Below are 17,017 nucleotides of genomic sequence, written 5' to 3' on the forward strand. Positions count from 1 at the left end.
GCATGCATTTCGCTGAACGCGTAACGGATCGGGAGAAGGCGGCCATGCGAACAGTTTTTTTGCAGTCTTGTGTGCAGATGACGATTGCATTCGCACTCGCCTGCCACTTCATGCCGGCACGCTCGGAAGAAAGCACGAGGCCCGAACGCGCGATGCCGCTTGCCGATAACGCGCCGCGCATGCAACAGGACCACCGCTTCCGCATCATGCCCGTCGCCGCGCCGCGAGCGAGTTCGTCAGACAAGTCGTCGGTGACGCTGTGGGACGAGCTCGTCCCGCCGGCCCGGCTGCCGATACCGATTCCTGTGGCGCTCCCCGGCAACGCGCAGCATGCTATGGAAGGACACGCAGGGAACCGCATGCATCAATAATCCGCACACGACTCCATCATGCCGCTTGATCGATGAGGATTACAGAATAAAATGAACGGCGCAGGTCCTTTCCTGTAGCGTCGACTTCGCGACGCGAACCGTTTTTTGTGTCCGTCCCCCGGCGGGCACTCTTTTTATTCAGGACATCACGGAGCAAACGCCGCACCTACGCCCGCGCATCCGCCCCGGCGCGGTCTCGCGCCGCCATTCCGGTAGAATCGGCGCCATTCCGGTTCTCCTCTTCCCCCGATCTTCATGACGACGTTGACCCTGATCGTCGCGCGCGCCCGCAACGGCATCATCGGCCGCGACAACCAGTTGCCCTGGAAACTTCCCGAGGACCTCGCGTTCTTCAAGCGCACGACGATGGGCGCGCCGATCGTGATGGGCCGCAAGACCCACGAGTCGATCGGCCGGCCGTTGCCGGGCCGCCGCAATATCGTCGTCACGCGCGACGCAGCGCGCCGCTTCGACGGCTGCGACACGGTCACGTCGCTCGCCGACGCGCTCGCGCTCGCCGCGCGCGACGGCGCGCCCGAAGCATTCCTGATCGGCGGCGCACAACTCTATGCGGAAGGCCTCGCGCTCGCCGACAAGCTGGTCGTCACCGAGATCGATGCCGACTTCGACGGCGATGCGTCGTTCCCGGCGCCCGATCCCGCGCACTGGCGCGAAGTCTCGCGCGACCCGCACCAGGCCGCCACGCCCAATACGTTCGGCTATGCGTTCGTCGTGTACGAGCGCAAGCGCGGCTGACACTCGGCACGCGGCACGCGACAAAAAAGCCCGACCGGCTCATGAACGCCGGTCGGGCTTTTCGTTTCCTGGCGGCCGATGCCGCGCCGCTTACTGCCCGGCGATCGTCATCTGCTCGATCAGCACCGAGCCCGTTTCCTTCGTACCGCGCACGATCGAATCCGCGCCGATCGCGACGATATGCCGGAACATCTCCTGCAGCGTGCTCGCGACGGTGATTTCCTCGACCGGATACTGGATCACGCCGTTCTCGACCCAGAAGCCGGCCGCGCCGCGTGAATAGTCGCCGGTCACGTAGTTCACGCCCTGCCCCATCAGCTCGGTCAGCAGCAGGCCCGTGCCGAGCTTCTTCAGCATCGCGTCGAAATCGTCGCCCGGCTGCGTGTTCGAGCTGCGCAGCGCGAGGTTGTGCGAGCCGCCCGCGTTGCCGGTGGTCTGCGTGCCGAGCTTGCGCGCCGAATAGGTCGACAGGAAGTAGCCTTCGACGACACCGTCGTTGACGACGCTGCGCGCACGCGTGCGCACGCCTTCCTCGTCGAACGGCGCGCTGCCCATCGCGCGCGGCACGTGCGGATCCTCGACGACCTGCACGTGCGGTGCGAACACCGGCTTGCCGAGGCTGTCGACGAGGAACGACGTCTTGCGGTACAGCGCGCCGCCGCTGACGGCCTGCACGAATGCGCCGAGCAGGCCGGCCGCGAGCGGTGCCTCGAACAGCACGGGCACCTTGCGGGTGTCGAGACGGCGCGCGCCCATCCGCGCCAGCGCACGCTCGGCCGCATAGCGCCCGACGGCTTCCGGCGCCGCGAGATCGACCGCGCTGCGCTTCGACGAATACCAGTCGTCGCGCTGCATGTGGCGGCCGGTGCCCGCGATCGGCGCGCACGCGATGTAGTGGCGCGAGTACGGGTAGCCGGCGAGGAAACCGCGCGACGTCGCGAGCACGAACTGCGAATGCTGCGCCGACACGCTCGCGCCTTCCGAGTTGCGGATCTGCGGGCTGACCGCGAACGCGGCGTCCTCCGCGCGGCGGGCGAGCTCGACGGCCTCGTCGGCCGTCAGCGCCCACGGGTGATAGAGGTCGAGGTCGCGCGGGTCGGTTTCGAGCAGTTCGGCCTCGGCGAGGCCGGCCGCGTCGTCCTCGGCCGTGAAGCGCGCGATGTTGTACGCGGCGGCGACGGTATCCTTGATCGCGGCCGGCGAGAAATCCGACGTGCTCGCGTTGCCGCGCTTCTTGCCGATGAACACCGTCACGCCGACCATCTTGTCGCGGTTGTGTTCGATCGTCTCGACCTCGCCGCGGCGTACCGACACCGACAGGCCGTCGCCTTCGGAGATTTCGGTCGCGGCGTCCGTCGCGCCGAGCGCCTTCGCATGGCGAAGGATGTCCGAGGCAATTTCTTTGAGCTGGTCCTGCGTGTGCGGGAAATAGCGCGCTTGTACGTCGAGATTGGCTGCCATCGTCGTGATATCCGGTGGCGGGCGATCCGCCCGCATGGTCAAAATGTTGCGTATCCCGCGATCATAGCAAGGTCCGGGGCCATATACCGACAAGCTTGGGGCGTCCGCGCCGCGATACAATGCCGCCCATGACACGCAAAACCCGAATCCAGCCGATCGAGCACGCCGACGACGACGCCGGCAATGGCTACGATCGCCCCAGCAAATCCCAGTTGAAACGCGAGATGCACGCGCTGCAGGAGCTCGGCCAGGCCCTGGTCGACCTGCCGAAGGACGCGCTCAAGCGCATGCCGATGCCCGAGGACCTCGCGGACGCCGTGCGCGAGGCACGCCGGATCACCGACCACGAAGGCAAGCGCCGCCAGCTCCAGTACGTCGGCCGCGTGATGCGCTCGCTGACCGACGACGAAACGGCCGCGCTGCGCACCGCGCTCGACGCCCAGCGAGGCGTGAACAAGGCCGCGACCGCCCGCCTGCACTGGATCGAGCGCACGCGCGAACAGCTGCTCGCGAACGACGACGCGCTGACCGAGTTCCTCCGCCAGCACCCCGAAGCCGACATCCAGGAAGGCCGCACGCTGATCCGCAACGCGCGCAAGGAAGCGCAGCAAGGCAAGCCGCCGCGCTATTTCCGCGAGCTGTTCCAGTGGATCAAGACCGCGAGCGGCACCGACGAGGCGGAGGCAGACGAAGCGCCGGACGACGCCGGAGACGACCATGACGACGAAGCGTAACCACCCGGACGAACTCGTGGTCGGCCTCGTGTCGATCAGCGACCGCGCCAGCACGGGTATCTACGAGGACAAGGGCATCCCGGCACTCCAGGAATGGCTCGCCGGCGCGCTGCGCTCGCCATGGCGCGCCGAAACCCGGCTGATCCAGGACGACGCGCCGACGATCTCCGCCACGCTGGCCGAACTCGTCGACGTCGCCGGCTGCGATCTGGTGCTGACGACGGGCGGCACCGGCCCGGCGCGGCGCGACGTGACGCCGGAAGCCACGCTGGCCGTGGCGACGAAGGAAATGCCTGGATTCGGCGAACAGATGCGGCAGATCAGCCTGAATTTCGTGCCGACCGCGATCCTGTCGCGGCAGGTCGCGGTGATTCGCGAGACGGCCGACCACGCGGCGCTGATCATCAACCTGCCCGGCCAGCCGAAGTCGATCCGGGAAACGCTCGAAGGGTTGCGCGACGCCGACGGCGCGTCGACCGTGCCCGGCATTTTCGCGGCGGTGCCCTACTGCATCGACCTGATCGGCGGCCCGTACATCGAGACCGACGCCGCGGTGGTCGCGGCGTTCCGGCCGAAGAGCGCGCAGCGCGCGCCACGCTGAGCGCGTGCCGGCCCGCTCAGGCGGCCGGCGCGGACTCGCCTGCCGGCGCCGACGCGGCCGGAATCAGGAAATGCTCGCGGTAGTACTTCAGTTCGTCGATCGACTCGTGGATGTCCGCGAGCGCCGTGTGCATCGCACGCTTCTGGAAGCCCTTGTAGATCGCCGGCTGCCAGCGGCGGCACAGCTCCTTGAGGGTGCTGACGTCCAGGTTGCGGTAGTGGAAGAATCGTTCGAATTCCGGCATCCAGCGCGCCATGAAGCGGCGATCCTGGCAGATCGAGTTGCCGCACATCGGCGACTTGCCGGGCGACACGTACTGCGAGAGGAACGCCTGCAACTGCGCGGCGGCGTCCGCCTCGGTCACGGTCGACGCGCGCACGCGGTCGATCAGCCCCGAACGGCCGTGCGTCGACTTGTTCCAGTCGTCCATCTTCGCGAGCGTTTCGTCGCTCTGGTGGATCGCGAACACGGGGCCTTCCACCGCGATGTCGAGCGTCGAGTTGGTCACGACGACCGCGATTTCGATGATGCGGTCGTTATCCGGGTCGAGGCCGGTCATCTCCATGTCGAGCCAGACGAGGTTCAACTCGTTGCGCACGAGCGCGGACTGGCTGGCGGAAGCGGCGGTATCGGTCATGAGTCATCCTGGAAAATGGCGGACGGCGCATGGCGCCGCCCGGGCGGCCGGCATCGCGTGAGCGGGCCCGGTCCGCAAGAACATATAATTCTCGCATAGAACCCTTTGGCGCCTTCGATGTCACCCTTTTCGTTCACCCTGCTGTTCGCGATCGCCGTGCTCGCGATGGTCGTCACCAAGCTGTGGCTCGCGTCGCGGCAGATCCGCTTCGTCGCCGCACATCGCAACAGCGTGCCCGCGCAGTTCAGCGCCACCATTCCATTGACCGCCCATCAGCGTGCGGCCGACTACACGGTCGAGCGCACCCGGCTGGCGATGTTCGAGATCGTCGTCAGCGCGGCCGTGCTGGTCGGCCTCACGCTGCTGGGTGGCGTCGGCGCCCTCGACACGCTGCTGACGGGCTGGTTCGGCCGCGGCTACGGGCAGCAGGTCGCGCTCGTCGCCGCCGTGCTCGCGATCACGAGCGTGATCGACGTGCCGTTCGAGTATTACCGCCAGTTCGGGATCGAGCAGCGGTTCGGCTTCAACCGGATGACCAAGCGCCTGTTCTTCACCGACATGCTGAAGAACACGCTGCTCGGCGCCGTGCTCGGCCTGCCGCTGCTGTTCGTCGTGCTGTGGCTGATGAACCAGGCCGGCAGCCTGTGGTGGCTGTGGACCTGGATCGTCTGGGTCGCGTTCCAGATGCTCGTGCTGCTGATCTATCCGACCTTCATCGCGCCGATCTTCAACAAGTTCGAACCGCTGAAGGACGAAGCGCTGCGCACGCGCATCGAGTTGCTGATGAAACGGTGCGGCTTCGCGGCGAAGGGCCTGTTCGTGATGGACGGCAGCCGCCGTTCCGCGCACGGCAACGCGTACTTCACGGGCTTCGGCGCATCGAAGCGGATTGTCTTCTTCGACACGCTGCTCGCGCGGCTGACGGGCCAGGAAATCGAGGCCGTGCTCGCCCACGAGCTCGGCCACTTCAAGCGCCGCCACGTGATGAAGCGGATGCTCGTGTCGTTCGTGCTGAGCCTCGTGCTGCTCGCGCTCCTCGGCTGGCTCGCGCAGCGCACATGGTTCTATACGGGCCTTGGCGTCACGCCGTCGCTCGACACGAGCAACGCGGGCGCCGCGCTCGTGCTGTTCTTCCTCGCGATCCCCGTGTTCCTGTTCTTTGCAACTCCGTTCAGCAGCCTGACGTCGCGCAAGCACGAATTCGAGGCCGACGCGTTCGCGGCCAGCCAGACCGACGCGCACGATCTCGTCAGCGCGCTCGTGAAGCTTTATGAGGACAACGCGTCGACGCTCACGCCGGACCCCGTCTACACGGCCTTCTACTACTCGCATCCGCCCGCGTCGCAGCGGATCGACCGCCTGATGCAGCACGCATGAGCCGGCCGACCTCCCGCAAGCCGGCCCCGCGCGCGTCGGGCGCGCCGCGTGTCGAAGGCCGCGTGATCGCGGCGCACGGCCGCCACTACATCGTCGCGCCCGACGACGGCGGCCCGATGCTGCAGTGCTTCCCGCGCGGCAAGAAAAGCGAGATCGCGGTCGGCGACCGCGTCGTGTACGAGCAGGCGTCGGCTGACCAGGGCGTGATCGTCGAGATCGGCGAGCGGCGCAACCTGCTGTACCGCTCCGACCAGTTCAAGTCGAAGCTGTTCGCGGCCAACCTCGACCAGCTGCTGATCGTGCTCGCGACCGAGCCCTATTTCAGCGAGGACCTGCTCGGTCGCGCACTGATCGCGGCCGAAGCGAACGAACTGAAGCCGCTCGTCGTGCTGAACAAGATCGACGTCGAGGCCGCGCTGCCGGTCGCCCGCGAGCGCCTCGCGCCCTACCGCGCGCTCGGCTACGACGTGCTCGAGCTGTCGGTGAAGGGCGCGCCCGACGATGCGCGTGCGCAGCTGATGCCGCATCTGGCCGGCCATTCGACCATCCTGCTCGGCCAGTCCGGAATGGGCAAGTCGACGCTCGTGAACCTGCTCGTGCCCGATGCCGAGGCCGCGACCCGCGAAATCTCGGCCGCGCTCAACAGCGGCCGCCACACGACGACGTTCACGCGCCTCTACCCGCTCGACGGCGGCGGCGCGCTGATCGATTCGCCGGGTTTCCAGGAATTCGGCCTCTACCACCTGACGGAAGGCCGCCTCGAGCGCGCGTTCCCGGAATTCCGCCCGCTGCTCGCGGACTGCCGTTTCTATAATTGCCATCATCTGCACGAGCCGGGCTGCGCGATTCTCGAGGCCGTCGCCGACGGCCGAATTGCACCGTCGCGGCATGCGCTTTACGCGCAGCTCGTGCACGAGGCAAGCCAGATCGTCCGCTGACCGCGCGGCGGGCAGAAGACGGCCGGTGCCCCGCCCGGCCTTCACCGACAGGAGCCGCGATGCGTTTCAAGGCCCCCGATCTCGCCACCGCGCAGCATTGGGCGAACGTGCTGCAGGTGGCCGGCATCGGCTGCGAGTTGCACAACTGCTATGCGACCGGTGCGCTCGGCGGCCTGCCCGCCGACGCGTGCACGCCCGAGCTGTGGCTCGACGACGAGCGCGACGATGCGCTCGCGCGGCGGCTTCTCGATGCCGCGTCGCACGGCCCGTCGGCCGGCGCCGCGCCGTGGCGCTGCCGTCAGTGCGGCGAGGCGCTCGAGGCCCAGTTCACCGCCTGCTGGCAATGTGGCGCCATACGCGATCCGCTCGACGACTGAGCGAATGGGTCACACACAGCAAAAAGGCCGGCATGAAGCCGGCCTTTTCGTTTCGTCGCGCACTGCGCTGCCGCGTCACGATACCCAGACGGCCAGCGTCAGCATCAACAGCAGGATCATCCACAGGATCACGGCGCGCCACACCAGGCCGACTGCGGACTGCAGCGTGCGCGGCGTGCAATCGTCACCGACCGTCAACGGACCGCTGTCGCCGACCGCCAGTGCGTCGAGGCTCGATGGTTCCGCGAGCGGCCCCGCGAGACGCGCGCCGAGCGCGCCGCTGCCGGCCGCGAGCAGCACGCCGTCGTTCGGGTCGGGCCACTGACGCGTGTGATTGCGCCACGCGTAGATCGCGTCCTCGAAGTTGCCGACGATCGCGAAACCGAGCGCGGTCAGCCGCGACGGAATCCAGTCGATCACGAAGAACGCGCGCTGCGCGAACGTCGAGAACGCGGCCGTGCGATCGTCGCCCGGCGTCGACCAGCTGCGCGCGAGATATTCGGAGATGCGGTACAGCACGGCGCCGGCCGGACCGATCGGCAGCACGTACCAGAAGAACACGCCGAACACGTGACGATGCGACGCAACGACCGCATGAATCAGCGTATGACGGACGATTTCGCCGACCGGCATGTCGACCGTGTCGAGGCCCGTCCACTCGTGCAGGATTTCACGCGCGCGCGGCACGTCGTCGTTGTTGAGCGCGAGATGGATATCGGTGAAGTAGTGGCTGAACTGGCGAAAACCGAGCGTGAAATACACGACGGCGACGTTCCAGATGAACGCCAGCACGAAGCTCACCTTGTACAGCAGGAAGTAGATCAGCGCGACGATCAACACCCACGGCAGCACGACCGCGAGCCATGCGAGCACGCCATGCTTTTGCTTGCCGGCGTCGAGGCCATGCGCGACGGTTTCCGCGTGAAACTGGAACAGCGCGAACACCGGATTGCTCGGCGACAACGCGCGGACCTGTTCGATGATGAGAGCGAGGAGAACCGAAAAGAAAGTCATGCGTGCGCCGTCTTCGGAGTTATGTCATTTTTTGCATAACGATAGCACAGCGTAAGCGACGCATGGCTGACGATGCGATCGCCCGGCGGCCGGCCGCGCGCGCCGCACAGCGCGGGAAGTCAGCCGGCTGCCAAAAAGCGGTAGAGATTGCGCAACATGCCGGCAGTTGCGCCCCAGATGAAGTAATGCCCGGCTGATTCGCCACTGGGATAGGGCATCGCAAAAAAACGACGCTCGCCGCCTTCCCAGCGGAACACGCGCACCTGGTGGTTCGCGGGGCTCATCAGGAACGCGAGCGGCACCTCGAAAATCTCGGCGACTTCGAACGTGTCGGCCTGCACGGTGAACGGCGGATGCACGAGCGCCACGACGGGCGTCACGCAGAAACCGGTCCCCGTCAGGTAGTCGGGCAGCGCACCGAGAATCTCCACCGGCTCGGCGGCCAGTCCGATTTCTTCCTTCGCCTCGCGCAACGCGGTTGCCGTCGCATCGCGATCGAACGGCTCGCGACGGCCGCCGGGGAAGCTGATCTGCCCGGCATGGTCGTTCAGGTGATCGGCGCGCTGGGTCAGCAGCACGGTGAGGCCGCTCTCGCGAACGACGAGCGGGATGAGGACGGCGGCGCTGCGCGGGTCGACGCCCTCCTGCAGCCGCGCCTCGCCGGGCTCGACGCTCCATTCGAGCGTGCGCGCAAAACGCTCGCGCAGCCCGGGCGGCGTCATCAGGCGGGACTCGATGGACGGCAGGCCCGCGCCGGTGCCTTCAACCGGCAGCACTTCGGGATCAATGATGGGGCGGCGATTCAATGGGGCTCTCGTGTTCGTGACATAACGAGCATATTGTCGCGCCAGAATGAAAAAAGCACCCGGGTGGGTGCTTTTTCCTTACAGCTCTTACTCTTGGGAAGCTGCTGCGGCGCGATCCTTCGACACCAGCTTTTCCTTGATACGAGCCGACTTGCCCGAACGCTCGCGCAGGTAGTACAGCTTCGCACGACGCACATCACCGCGACGCTTCACGACGATGCTCGCCAGCAGCGGCGAGTACGTCTGGAACGTACGCTCGACGCCTTCGCCCGACGAGATCTTGCGGACGATGAAGTTCGAGTTCAGGCCGCGGTTGCGAATCGCGATCACGACGCCTTCGTAAGCCTGAACGCGCTTGCGGTTACCTTCAACCACGTTCACGTTCACGATCACCGTGTCGCCCGGGGCGAAATCGGGGATCGTCTTGCCGGCGAGCGCGCGCTCGATCTCTTCCTGCTCAAGTTTTGCGATCAGATTCATTACTGACTCCTTATGCCATCTTGTCGGCGTTTGCACCCGCCCGTTTCCAGGCCTGGCCCCGATAGAGGATGGATTCACATCAGGCACCGCACACACATGCACGGCACCGCCATTTCCCGTCCGCGACGCCGCCTCAGGAGGCGTTCTTCGCTTCGCGTGCGAGGTTCGCAAGCCACGCCTCGTCGGCACGACTCAGCAACTTCTCGCGGCGCGCCCGGACGATCAGGTCCGGCCGCTTCCGCAACGTATTCTTCAATGCTTCCTGCCGCCGCCACTTCTCGATCTCGGCATGATGCCCGCCGAGCAGCACGTCCGGCACGCGCATTCCCTCGTATTCCTCGGGGCGCGTGTAATGCGGGCAATCGAGCAGCCCGTCGGCGAAGCTGTCCTGCACGGCCGACTGCGCATCGTTCAGCACGCCGGGCAACAGGCGCACGACGGCATCCATCATCGCCATCGCCGGCAGTTCGCCACCGGACAGAACGAAATCGCCGAGGCTGATTTCCTCGTCGACACAACGGTCGAGCAGACGCTGATCGATCGCCTCGTAGCGACCGCACAGCACGATGACACCGGGCTCCTGCGCCATCCGCACCGCACGTTCGTGTGTGAACGGCGCACCTTGCGGCGACATCATCACCACCCGCGTGCTCGCGACGCCCTGCTCCGCCTGCGCGGCTTTCGCAGCACCGATCGCGGCCTCGAGCGGCCTGGCCAGCATCACCATGCCCGGACCGCCGCCGTACGGACGATCGTCGACCGTGCGGTAGTTGTCCGTCGTGAAATCACGCGGATTCCAGGTGCGCAGCCCGAAGCGCTCCTGCTTCACGGCCCGGCTGGTGATTCCCCAGTCGGTCAGCGCGCGGAACATTTCGGGAAAGAGCGTGACGACGTCGAACTGCACCGCGCTCTCCGTAACCTGGTTCATTAGTAATCGGCTTCCCAGTCGACGACGATGCGACGTGCCGCCTGATCCACCGTCTTGACGTAGACGCCGACGAACGGAATCAGCCGCTCGTCGGTGGTCGGCCGACCATCCTTGCCGACTGCCGGATACTCGACGCGCATGATCGAATGCACGCCGTTGTCGATCATCCCGCTCACCGTCCCGAGCGCCACCGATTGCTCGTTGACGACCTCGAGGCCGATCAGGTCGACCCAATAGAATTCGTCCGCGGCCAATGCCGGGAAATCTTCCCGGCGCACGAACACGCGAAAGCCGCGCAAAGCCAGTGCGGCATCGCGGTCGCTGACACCCGCGGTATGCGCGACGACCGTGTCGCCGTGCGTCTTCGACTGCAGGATGCGGGCGGACAACCGCTCCCCACCCCGTTCCAGCCACCAGCGGCGCGCCGTGAGCAGCGCATCGCCGCCGCGACCGGCGTCGGCATGCGTCGCCACCTTGACCCAGCCTTTCAGGCCGTAGGCGTCGACCACTGCCCCGACCTCGACAGCATCGTCGGGCCAGGCTTGCACCGCTTCGAGACTGCCCTGCTCGGCAGCCGTACCGGCGCTCGCGACAGTGTCGCGCTCGACCGGCTTGCGGACGAATGCGCCAAACGACGCTCGCCCGCGCCTTGCGTTACCGGAATCGTGACCGGACATCAATGCTCCTTGCAGCCGGCACGACCGGCACACCGCGCCATGTTAGGCAGCCGGTTGCGCCTTTTGCGCTTCCTTCACGAGACGCTGGACGGTCGGCGACAGTTGCGCGCCAACGCCTTGCCAGTACGTCAGGCGGTCCTGAGCGATACGCAGCGATTCGCCCTTCGTAGCGACCGGGTTGTAGAAGCCGACGCGCTCGATGAAGCGGCCGTCACGACGGTTGCGCGAATCGGTAGCAACGATGTTGTAGAACGGGCGCTTCTTCGAGCCGCCGCGAGCCAGACGGATGATAACCATATGAAATCCTTCGGGAAAACCGGGTTCGAAACTACTGAAACGTGCGATTATAGCCGGAAACCAAAGCCACAACAAACACTTACGCGCAAAAATTCCGCAGACGCCCTGTTCGCCAGGCATACAATCGTCGCGTCCACGACGCTTCCCGCCGCCATGCCGCTATTTCGCGTCACCCCGGCGCGCCGCGCGCAGCACCGCCTCGCAGGCTTGCTGACCGGCCTCGTCACCTCTTTCGCATCCGCCGCGGCTTGCGCCGCGCCACCGGTGGACGAACTCGTCGTGCCGCCCGGCTTCCATGTCGACGTGCTGACCAATGCCGTGCCGACCGCCCGCGAAATGGCGTGGTCGCCGCGCGGCATCCTGTATGTCGGCTCGCGGGAAGGCCGCGTGCATGCCTTCGTGATGCAAGAGGGCCGGATCACTGCCCGCCATGTGATCGCGTCGGGGCTCGACACGCCCGTCGGCGTCGCGTATCGCGATGGCGCCCTCTATATCTCCGCCGTGTCGCGCATCCTGCGCCTCGACCACATCGACGACCGGCTCGCCAGGCCACCCGCGCCGGCGGTCGTGACGGACGCGCTGCCGACCGATCATCATCACGGCTGGAAATTCATCGCGTTCGGCCCCGACGGCAAGCTCTACGTGCCGGTCGGCGCACCGTGCAACGTCTGCCTCGCCGATCGCAGCCGATACGCGATCATCGCACGCATGCACGCCGACGGCAGCAACCGCGAAGTATTTGCCCGCGGCGTGCGCAATACCGTCGGCTTCGCGTGGCACCCCGATTCGGGCGAGCTATGGTTCACCGACAACGGGCGCGACATGATGGGCGACGACGTGCCCGACGACAAGCTGAACCGTGCGCCGCGCGCGGGCCTCGATTTCGGCTTCCCGTACTGCCATGGCGGCGACACGCCCGACCCCGAATTCGGGAGCCCCGACGTGTGCCGGCGCTACGCGCCGCCCGCGCTGAAACTCGGCGCGCACGTCGCGGCGCTCGGCATGCGCTTCTATACGGGGCCGATGTTTCCGGCGTCGTATCGCAACAACATCTTCATTGCCGAGCACGGTTCGTGGAATCGCAGCACGAAGGTCGGCTACCGCGTGATGCGCGCTGTCGTGTCGGCCGACGGCAGTCATACGCGCCAGACGCCGTTCATCACGGGCTGGCTGCGCGCGGACGGCAGCGTGTGGGGACGCCCGGCCGACGTACTGCCGCTACCGGACGGCTCGCTGCTCGTCAGCGACGACTACGCGGGCGCCATCTACCGTGTCACCTATGCGGCACCTTGACGCAGCCGAGGGATGACCGGGCCCGACCGGGCATCGTAGAATGCGTGCCGGGCCCGAGCGCCCTGCGCCGGCCTGCCGGCCGCCCATGCCACCGATAATCCGCCGCCACCCATGTCCAGCAGCACCGCATCGCCCCGCCGCTTCCGCTCCAAGACGCTCACCGCCGCCCTCGCGTTCCTGTTCGGTTCGCTCGGCGCGCACCGCTTCTACCTGTACGGCTTGCGCGACGTGTACGGCTGGGCGCACCTGCTCGCGACGATCGTCGGGATCCCGGGTTTCCTGCTGCTCGCCGCGACCCAGCGCAGTGCCGGCCTCGGCTGGTGGCTCGCCGTGCCGGGTGCGATCTCGCTGCTGGCCGCGTTCCTCGCCGCGCTCGTCTACGGCCTGCGCCCCGACGAGAAATGGGACGCGCAATTCAATGCCGACACGGGCAAGCACAGCCGGTCAGGCTGGACGGTGATCTTCATCGTGATCTTCTCGCTGCTGATTGGCGCGTTCCTGCTGATGACCGCGCTCGCGCTGTCGTTCCAGACGTATTTCGAGTCGCAAGTCGAAGCGGCGAAGCAAATCTCGCAGTAAGCTGCCGACGCGGGTCGGTCAGAACAGGCTCAACTGCACGTCGTCGCGCGAGTTCGCGCCAGTTGCGCCCGCCAACGCGCGCTGCGCGGCCGCCCCGGCCGCCGGCGCACCGCGAAACTGCGACAGATCCAGAATGCCGTTCCTGCGCTCGTTCAACCCAAGCCGCTTCACGGCCTGACGGAAACGCTGCCGCAACAGGTCGGCCCAGATCCCCTCGCCCTTCATCCGTTTCGAGAAATCCGAGTCGTAGTCCTTCCCGCCGCGCATGTCGCGCACGCGATTCATCACGCGCTCCGCTCGATCGGGGAAATGCGCGGAGAGCCAGTTCTTGAACAGTGGCGCGACCTCCCACGGCAGCCGCAGGATGATGTAGCTCGCGTGCGTCGCGCCGGCTTCCGCACAGGCTTCCAGCACACGCTCCATGTCCGGCTCGGTGACGAACGGGATCATCGGTGCAATGCTCACACCCACCGGTACGCCCGCGTCGCGCAGTGCGCGGATCGTACGCAGCCGGCGCGCCGGAGTCGCCGCACGCGGCTCGAGCGTGCGCGCGAGATCGGCGTCGAGCGTCGTGATCGTGACTGCGGCCATCACCTGCCCGCGCTCGGCCATCGGGGCCAGCAGATCCAGATCGCGCTCGATCAGCGACGATTTCGTGATCGCGGCGAACGGCAGCCCGTGATCGTGCATCACCTGGATCACGCTGCGCGTGATGCGCAGATCGCGCTCGACCGGCTGGTATGCATCGGTGTTGACGCCGAGCGCGATCGGCTCCGGCACGTAGCGCTTGCGCGAAATCTCGCGCTCGAGCAGTTCGGCCGCGTTGACCTTCGCATAGATTCGGCTCTCGAAATCGAGCCCCGGCGACAGGCCGAGATAGCTATGGGTCGGCCGTGCGAAGCAGTAGATGCAGCCATGCTCGCAGCCGCGATACGGATTGAGCGACACGCTGAACGGAATGTCCGGCGACTGGTTGTGCGTCAGGATGCTCTTTGCGCGCTCCTCGAACACCTGGGTGCGCAGCGGAGCAGGCAGATCGGCGTCGCCCGATTCGTGCGTCCAGCCGTCGTCGACCGCTTCGCGCAGCGCCGTTTCGTACCGCCCCTGGAGATTGTCGACCGCACCACGCCCCTTGCGGGGCGCCGGCGGCGCTATCGGAAATTCGTTGTCGGACCGACCGTCCATGTGCTCACCCATTCGCCTGCACCCAATACTGTATATTTATACAGTATTGGGTGCAGCATGCCAAGGGCGAGATAGCGGAGCCGGCAGCGGGCCCCGGCCGCGCTCATTCGCCGACCGAAATCGTCAGCGTCTCCTTGATTTCCTCCATCACGACATAGCTCTTCGACTGCACCGCGCCGGGAAGTTGCAGCAGGATGTCGCCGAGCAGCTTGCGATAGTCGGCCATTTCGCCGATCCGCGCCTTGATCAGGTAGTCGAAGTCGCCGGACACGAGATGACATTCGAGCACCTCGTCGATCTTCATCACTTCGCGGCGGAACTGCTCGAACATGTTGCCGCCCTTGTGGCCGAGCGTGATCTCGACGAACACCAGCAGCGCGGCATCCAGCTGGTGAGGATCGACGCGTGCGTGGTAGCCGGTGATCACGCCGTCGCGCTCCATGCGCCGCACGCGCTCGATGCACGGCGTGACGGTCAGTCCGACCTGTTCCGCGAGGTCCTTCATCGCCATCCGGCCGTCGTCCTGGAGCAGTTTCAGGATGCGCCGGTCGAGCTTGTCGAGCGAGCGTACTGGCTGGCGTTGCGTTCTCATTTGTTTATGCTGAAAACCTGAAAAATACGATAACAAAACCTACACATTCGACAATACCATAGCGCAAAAAACTAGATCAGCTAGAGGTTACACGGAGACGCAGGTGCGCCCGGCCTCGACCTGATCCCTTCCATCTGGAGCAGCTATGCGAGTCGTCATTCTGGGCAGCGGTGTGGTGGGCGTGGCAAGCGCGTATTACCTCGCGCGCGCCGGTCATGAAGTCACGGTGATCGACCGGGAAGCCGGCCCGGCGCTCGAGACGAGCTTCGCAAACGCAGGTCAGATCTCGCCCGGCTATGCGGCGCCGTGGGCCGCGCCCGGCGTGCCGCTGAAGGCCGTCAAGTGGATGTTCGAGAAGCACGCGCCGCTCGCGATCCGCCTCGACGGCACGCGCTTCCAGCTCCAGTGGATGTGGCAGATGCTGCGCAACTGCACGGCCGAGCGCTATGCGGTCAACAAGGGCCGCATGGTCCGCCTTGCCGAATACAGCCGCGATTGCCTGCAGGCGCTGCGCGCCGACACGAGCATCGAGTACGAAGGGCGCACGGGCGGGACGCTGCAACTGTTCCGCACGCAACAGCAACTCGACGGCGCGGCGAAGGACATCGCGGTGCTGCAGGAAGCGAACGTGCCGTTCGAACTGCTGTCGCCGGCCGAACTGAAAAATGCCGAACCGGCGCTCGCCGCCGTGTCGCACAAGCTGACCGGCGGCCTGCGCCTGCCCGGCGACGAAACGGGCGACTGCCAGCTGTTCACGACGCGCCTCGCGGCGCTCGCGGAATCGCTCGGCGTGAAGTTCCGCTACAACACGCCGATCAACGCGCTCGCGATCGCGGGCGGCAAGATCGCCGGCGTGCAGTGCGGCAGCGAGACGGTGCGCGCGGATGCGTACGTCGTCGCGCTCGGCTCGTACTCGACCCGCTTCGTCTCGAACCTGATGAAGATTCCGGTCTATCCGCTGAAGGGCTATTCGATCACCGCGCCGATCGTCGACGAGGCGGCCGCCCCCGTGTCGACGGTGCTCGACGAAACCTACAAGATCGCGATCACGCGTTTCGACCAGCGCATCCGTGTCGGCGGCATGGCGGAGATCGTCGGTTTCGACAAGAACCTGCGCGCAGCGCGCCGCGAAACGCTGGAAATGTGCGTGAACGATCTGTTCCCGGGCGGCGGCGACACGTCGAAGGCAACCTTCTGGACGGGCCTGCGCCCGATGACGCCGGACGGCACGCCGATCGTCGGCCGCACGCCGGTCTCGAACCTGTTCCTGAACACCGGCCACGGCACGCTCGGCTGGACGATGTCGTGCGGATCGGGCCAATTGCTCGCCGACCTGATCTCGGGCAAGAAGCCGGCGATCCAGGCCGACGACCTGTCGGTGCATCGCTACCTGAAGGACGTGGCCGGCCAGACGCGCCCGGCATACGCATAAGTCGGGACGGCCCGCGGCGACGCAGGCCGGTCGGTATCAGTGGAGAAGGCGCCCGTCAGGGCGCCTTTTTCGTTTCAGCGCATGCGATACCGGCTCGGAAAGGGGCTTGCGTCAACGCGCACGCGCGTTGCCCCTTCGCTCCGGCGATCGATGCTTCGGTCCAATCTGCTCGCACAAAAACTGTTCCGTACGGCATGGTGCGATGGCGATGCGCTGCATCGAAGACAGATGCGTCCCCGCCCCTTCTGCCATTGCACAAAAAAAGGGGCGCTCATCGCGCCCCTTTCGTACGACTTGCTGCCGAAGCATCAAGTCACGCAGCGTCAGCCCAGCTCGTTCACAAGCTCCGGCACGAGCGCGAACAGATCGCCGACGAGGCCGTAGTCGGCCACGCTGAAGATCGGTGCTTCCGGATCCTTGTTGATCGCGACGATCACCTTCGAATCCTTCATGCCGGCCAGATGCTGGATCGCACCCGAGAT

The 17,017-nt window shown here is 66.4% G+C and carries 20 protein-coding genes and 1 pseudogene; 10 read left to right on the top strand and 11 right to left on the bottom strand.

The genetic code is table 11. The annotated features are described in order from the left end of the window. Window positions 1–44 precede the first annotated feature (44 nt). A complete protein-coding gene (locus DID99_RS16950; RefSeq protein WP_124667189.1) occupies window positions 45–371 on the top strand; it encodes a hypothetical protein in 327 nt (108 codons plus the stop codon). Window positions 372–626: 255 nt separating this feature from the next. Continuing rightward, complete coding sequence (locus DID99_RS16955) at window positions 627–1,127, top strand: dihydrofolate reductase (RefSeq protein ID WP_044844807.1); 501 nt, start codon at window positions 627–629, stop codon at window positions 1,125–1,127. Between the two features lie 90 nt (window positions 1,128–1,217). On the opposite strand, the gene pmbA is transcribed toward DID99_RS16955, so the two are convergent. Then, on the bottom strand, window positions 1,218–2,588 hold the full coding sequence (gene pmbA, locus DID99_RS16960; protein WP_044844808.1) for a metalloprotease PmbA: 1,371 nt from the start codon (window positions 2,586–2,588) through the stop codon (window positions 1,218–1,220). Between the two features lie 128 nt (window positions 2,589–2,716). Between pmbA and yjgA the strand changes: the two genes are divergently transcribed. Then, window positions 2,717–3,322 (top strand): ribosome biogenesis factor YjgA, encoded by a 606-nt coding sequence (gene yjgA / locus DID99_RS16965; RefSeq protein WP_311766332.1) that lies wholly within the window; start codon window positions 2,717–2,719, stop codon window positions 3,320–3,322. After that, on the top strand, window positions 3,306–3,923 hold the full coding sequence (gene mog / locus DID99_RS16970; RefSeq protein ID WP_124571090.1) for a molybdopterin adenylyltransferase: 618 nt from the start codon (window positions 3,306–3,308) through the stop codon (window positions 3,921–3,923). Before yjgA ends, mog begins: the two co-directional genes overlap by 17 nt. A gap of 16 nt (window positions 3,924–3,939) precedes the next feature. Here mog and orn read toward each other — a convergent pair whose 3' ends face one another. Beyond that, window positions 3,940–4,560 carry an oligoribonuclease gene (orn, locus tag DID99_RS16975; RefSeq protein WP_124487484.1) on the bottom strand — a complete coding sequence of 207 codons (621 nt, stop codon included), beginning with the start codon at window positions 4,558–4,560 and terminating at the stop codon, window positions 3,940–3,942. Window positions 4,561–4,677: 117 nt separating this feature from the next. On the opposite strand from orn, the gene DID99_RS16980 reads away from it, so the two are divergent. The 3 genes from DID99_RS16980 to DID99_RS16990 are packed head-to-tail and all read left to right on the top strand — an operon-like array spanning window position 4,678 to window position 7,252. Continuing rightward, window positions 4,678–5,937 (top strand): M48 family metallopeptidase, encoded by a 1,260-nt coding sequence (locus tag DID99_RS16980; RefSeq protein ID WP_124487485.1) that lies wholly within the window; start codon window positions 4,678–4,680, stop codon window positions 5,935–5,937. Further along, window positions 5,934–6,875 (top strand): ribosome small subunit-dependent GTPase A, encoded by a 942-nt coding sequence (gene rsgA, locus DID99_RS16985; protein ID WP_040143718.1) that lies wholly within the window; start codon window positions 5,934–5,936, stop codon window positions 6,873–6,875. The genes DID99_RS16980 and rsgA overlap by 4 nt, the downstream gene beginning before the upstream one ends. 59 nt (window positions 6,876–6,934) lie before the next feature. After that, window positions 6,935–7,252, top strand: coding sequence for a putative signal transducing protein (locus tag DID99_RS16990; RefSeq protein ID WP_044844812.1), 318 nt, complete (start codon window positions 6,935–6,937; stop codon window positions 7,250–7,252). A gap of 75 nt (window positions 7,253–7,327) precedes the next feature. Here DID99_RS16990 and DID99_RS16995 read toward each other — a convergent pair whose 3' ends face one another. From DID99_RS16995 to rpsP, 6 genes are all read right to left on the bottom strand, one after another. Next, window positions 7,328–8,266 carry a CobD/CbiB family protein gene (locus DID99_RS16995; RefSeq protein WP_044844813.1) on the bottom strand — a complete coding sequence of 313 codons (939 nt, stop codon included), beginning with the start codon at window positions 8,264–8,266 and terminating at the stop codon, window positions 7,328–7,330. Between the two features lie 119 nt (window positions 8,267–8,385). Then, window positions 8,386–9,072, bottom strand: coding sequence for a CoA pyrophosphatase (locus DID99_RS17000; RefSeq protein WP_044844814.1), 687 nt, complete (start codon window positions 9,070–9,072; stop codon window positions 8,386–8,388). Window positions 9,073–9,159: 87 nt separating this feature from the next. Further along, on the bottom strand, window positions 9,160–9,552 hold the full coding sequence (gene rplS, locus DID99_RS17005; RefSeq protein WP_006486838.1) for a 50S ribosomal protein L19: 393 nt from the start codon (window positions 9,550–9,552) through the stop codon (window positions 9,160–9,162). A 133-nt stretch (window positions 9,553–9,685) separates the two neighbouring features. Continuing rightward, window positions 9,686–10,480: a tRNA (guanosine(37)-N1)-methyltransferase TrmD gene (gene trmD, locus DID99_RS17010; protein ID WP_124487488.1), complete on the bottom strand. Its 795-nt coding sequence runs from the start codon at window positions 10,478–10,480 to the stop codon at window positions 9,686–9,688. Then, window positions 10,480–11,157, bottom strand: a complete 678-nt coding sequence (rimM, locus tag DID99_RS17015; protein WP_124487489.1) for a ribosome maturation factor RimM — start codon at window positions 11,155–11,157, stop codon at window positions 10,480–10,482. Before rimM ends, trmD begins: the two co-directional genes overlap by 1 nt. 42 nt (window positions 11,158–11,199) lie before the next feature. Next, complete coding sequence (gene rpsP, locus DID99_RS17020; protein WP_006476550.1) at window positions 11,200–11,454, bottom strand: 30S ribosomal protein S16; 255 nt, start codon at window positions 11,452–11,454, stop codon at window positions 11,200–11,202. Window positions 11,455–11,607: 153 nt separating this feature from the next. On the opposite strand from rpsP, the gene DID99_RS17025 reads away from it, so the two are divergent. Together DID99_RS17025 and DID99_RS17030 are read left to right on the top strand one after the other, a co-directional pair. Beyond that, window positions 11,608–12,747, top strand: a complete 1,140-nt coding sequence (locus DID99_RS17025) for a sorbosone dehydrogenase family protein (RefSeq protein ID WP_124667190.1) — start codon at window positions 11,608–11,610, stop codon at window positions 12,745–12,747. 111 nt (window positions 12,748–12,858) lie between these two features. After that, on the top strand, window positions 12,859–13,326 hold the full coding sequence (locus DID99_RS17030) for an NINE protein (protein WP_044844818.1): 468 nt from the start codon (window positions 12,859–12,861) through the stop codon (window positions 13,324–13,326). Between the two features lie 18 nt (window positions 13,327–13,344). Here DID99_RS17030 and DID99_RS17035 read toward each other — a convergent pair whose 3' ends face one another. Continuing rightward, window positions 13,345–14,523 (bottom strand): PA0069 family radical SAM protein, encoded by a 1,179-nt coding sequence (locus DID99_RS17035; protein ID WP_124667191.1) that lies wholly within the window; start codon window positions 14,521–14,523, stop codon window positions 13,345–13,347. Window positions 14,524–14,614: 91 nt separating this feature from the next. Further along, window positions 14,615–15,103: an Lrp/AsnC ligand binding domain-containing protein gene (locus DID99_RS17040; RefSeq protein WP_044844820.1), complete on the bottom strand. Its 489-nt coding sequence runs from the start codon at window positions 15,101–15,103 to the stop codon at window positions 14,615–14,617. A gap of 145 nt (window positions 15,104–15,248) precedes the next feature. On the opposite strand from DID99_RS17040, the gene DID99_RS17045 reads away from it, so the two are divergent. Next, window positions 15,249–16,535 (top strand): D-amino acid dehydrogenase, encoded by a 1,287-nt coding sequence (locus DID99_RS17045; protein WP_124571092.1) that lies wholly within the window; start codon window positions 15,249–15,251, stop codon window positions 16,533–16,535. A 323-nt stretch (window positions 16,536–16,858) separates the two neighbouring features. Here DID99_RS17045 and DID99_RS17050 read toward each other — a convergent pair. Beyond that, window positions 16,859–17,017: pseudogene (locus DID99_RS17050) on the bottom strand (electron transfer flavoprotein subunit alpha/FixB family protein); the annotation flags it as partial.

Origin of the sequence: Burkholderia sp. Bp8986 (assembly GCF_003854225.1) — a bacterium.
In the GTDB taxonomy this organism is placed as follows: Bacteria; Pseudomonadota; Gammaproteobacteria; order Burkholderiales; family Burkholderiaceae; genus Burkholderia.

Excerpts from the sequence above, each read along its gene's own strand:
- pmbA (WP_044844808.1), bottom strand. The coding sequence starts at position 2,588 with ATGGCAGCCAATCTCGACGTACAAGCGCGCTATTTCCCGCACACGCAG.
- DID99_RS16980 (WP_124487485.1), top strand. The coding sequence starts at position 4,678 with ATGTCACCCTTTTCGTTCACCCTGCTGTTCGCGATCGCCGTGCTCGCG.
- DID99_RS17030 (WP_044844818.1), top strand. The coding sequence starts at position 12,859 with ATGTCCAGCAGCACCGCATCGCCCCGCCGCTTCCGCTCCAAGACGCTC.
- rimM (WP_124487489.1), bottom strand. The coding sequence starts at position 11,157 with ATGTCCGGTCACGATTCCGGTAACGCAAGGCGCGGGCGAGCGTCGTTT.
- rpsP (WP_006476550.1), bottom strand. The coding sequence starts at position 11,454 with ATGGTTATCATCCGTCTGGCTCGCGGCGGCTCGAAGAAGCGCCCGTTC.
- DID99_RS16950 (WP_124667189.1), top strand. The coding sequence starts at position 45 with ATGCGAACAGTTTTTTTGCAGTCTTGTGTGCAGATGACGATTGCATTC.
- DID99_RS16955 (WP_044844807.1), top strand. The coding sequence starts at position 627 with ATGACGACGTTGACCCTGATCGTCGCGCGCGCCCGCAACGGCATCATC.
- orn (WP_124487484.1), bottom strand. The coding sequence starts at position 4,560 with ATGACCGATACCGCCGCTTCCGCCAGCCAGTCCGCGCTCGTGCGCAAC.
- rsgA (WP_040143718.1), top strand. The coding sequence starts at position 5,934 with ATGAGCCGGCCGACCTCCCGCAAGCCGGCCCCGCGCGCGTCGGGCGCG.
- trmD (WP_124487488.1), bottom strand. The coding sequence starts at position 10,480 with ATGAACCAGGTTACGGAGAGCGCGGTGCAGTTCGACGTCGTCACGCTC.
- mog (WP_124571090.1), top strand. The coding sequence starts at position 3,306 with ATGACGACGAAGCGTAACCACCCGGACGAACTCGTGGTCGGCCTCGTG.
- DID99_RS16995 (WP_044844813.1), bottom strand. The coding sequence starts at position 8,266 with ATGACTTTCTTTTCGGTTCTCCTCGCTCTCATCATCGAACAGGTCCGC.
- yjgA (WP_311766332.1), top strand. The coding sequence starts at position 2,717 with ATGACACGCAAAACCCGAATCCAGCCGATCGAGCACGCCGACGACGAC.
- rplS (WP_006486838.1), bottom strand. The coding sequence starts at position 9,552 with ATGAATCTGATCGCAAAACTTGAGCAGGAAGAGATCGAGCGCGCGCTC.
- DID99_RS17035 (WP_124667191.1), bottom strand. The coding sequence starts at position 14,523 with ATGGGTGAGCACATGGACGGTCGGTCCGACAACGAATTTCCGATAGCG.
- DID99_RS17040 (WP_044844820.1), bottom strand. The coding sequence starts at position 15,103 with ATGAGAACGCAACGCCAGCCAGTACGCTCGCTCGACAAGCTCGACCGG.
- DID99_RS16990 (WP_044844812.1), top strand. The coding sequence starts at position 6,935 with ATGCGTTTCAAGGCCCCCGATCTCGCCACCGCGCAGCATTGGGCGAAC.
- DID99_RS17025 (WP_124667190.1), top strand. The coding sequence starts at position 11,608 with ATGCCGCTATTTCGCGTCACCCCGGCGCGCCGCGCGCAGCACCGCCTC.
- DID99_RS17045 (WP_124571092.1), top strand. The coding sequence starts at position 15,249 with ATGCGAGTCGTCATTCTGGGCAGCGGTGTGGTGGGCGTGGCAAGCGCG.